This window comes from Campylobacter sp. BCW_6460, assembly GCF_001762705.1.
Lineage (GTDB): Bacteria > Campylobacterota > Campylobacteria > Campylobacterales > Campylobacteraceae > Campylobacter_D > Campylobacter_D jejuni.
Genome location: NZ_MJXI01000006.1, coordinates 1 through 821 on the forward strand (window position 1 = coordinate 1; position 821 = coordinate 821).

The 821-nt window shown below is 27.4% G+C and carries 1 protein-coding gene; it reads right to left on the reverse strand.

The window, feature by feature from the left end; genetic code table 11:
• Positions 1-821, reverse strand: an 821-nt coding sequence (locus AJ881_RS03730; protein ID WP_148122997.1) for a 6-hydroxymethylpterin diphosphokinase MptE-like protein, incomplete at both ends; no start/stop codon positions are given.

Genomic DNA, 821 nt, shown 5'->3' on the forward strand with positions numbered 1-821 from the left:
AACATAATCAGGTATTATGCCTTCTTTTTCAAGCATACTTAAAGCCCCATCAGCACAAAAGATCACTGCTTTATCTTGATAAGCTTTAAGTAAAGGAAGTTGTTTAGCTAAACTAGGTCCTGCAGAAACTACTATAGCATTTTCAAATTTGTTTTTTCTTTCATTTAAGATTCTTTGAAAAGGAATGCTTTCAAGCATAGAAGGGATGTTTTGTAAAAGATGAGAATAACACTCAAAACCGATGCATAAACTAGAATTTAAATTTCTTATCACAACTTTTATATTTTTCTCGCAAAGCTCATCTGCTTTATGCCAGATATCCTCATAAAACTTTTTATAATAAACATTATTCACAAACATTTCATACAAACTTAAGTACTCAAACATATCTTTCATATCAAAAAGTATAAGCAGTTGAATATCTACTCTTTCTTCTTCGATATCCACAAGATAAATTTTTCCACTACAAAGCTCTTCACTCAAATCCAATGCACTTAAAGCTAGGATAAAAAGTTCTATTTCGCTTTCAAATACAAAAAGATGTTTATAGTGTTTAGCTAAATTTTTAATAAGCAAGGCATTGCCTATACCATAAATACATACGAAAGGATATCTAGGAGTTTTTTCTAAAATACTTTGATAGAAAAAATTTAATTCTTCTTCTAAATTTTCATACATAAAAACATTATGAGTTTTATCATAGATATTTAAATTTTCATCTATATTAAAACGAGAACAAGTTTTATTTTGTATGAAATTTAAAAGTTTATTTCCTAAGGGTTCATTTACCCCACTTAATAAAGCTTGTATGTTTTTTTCTA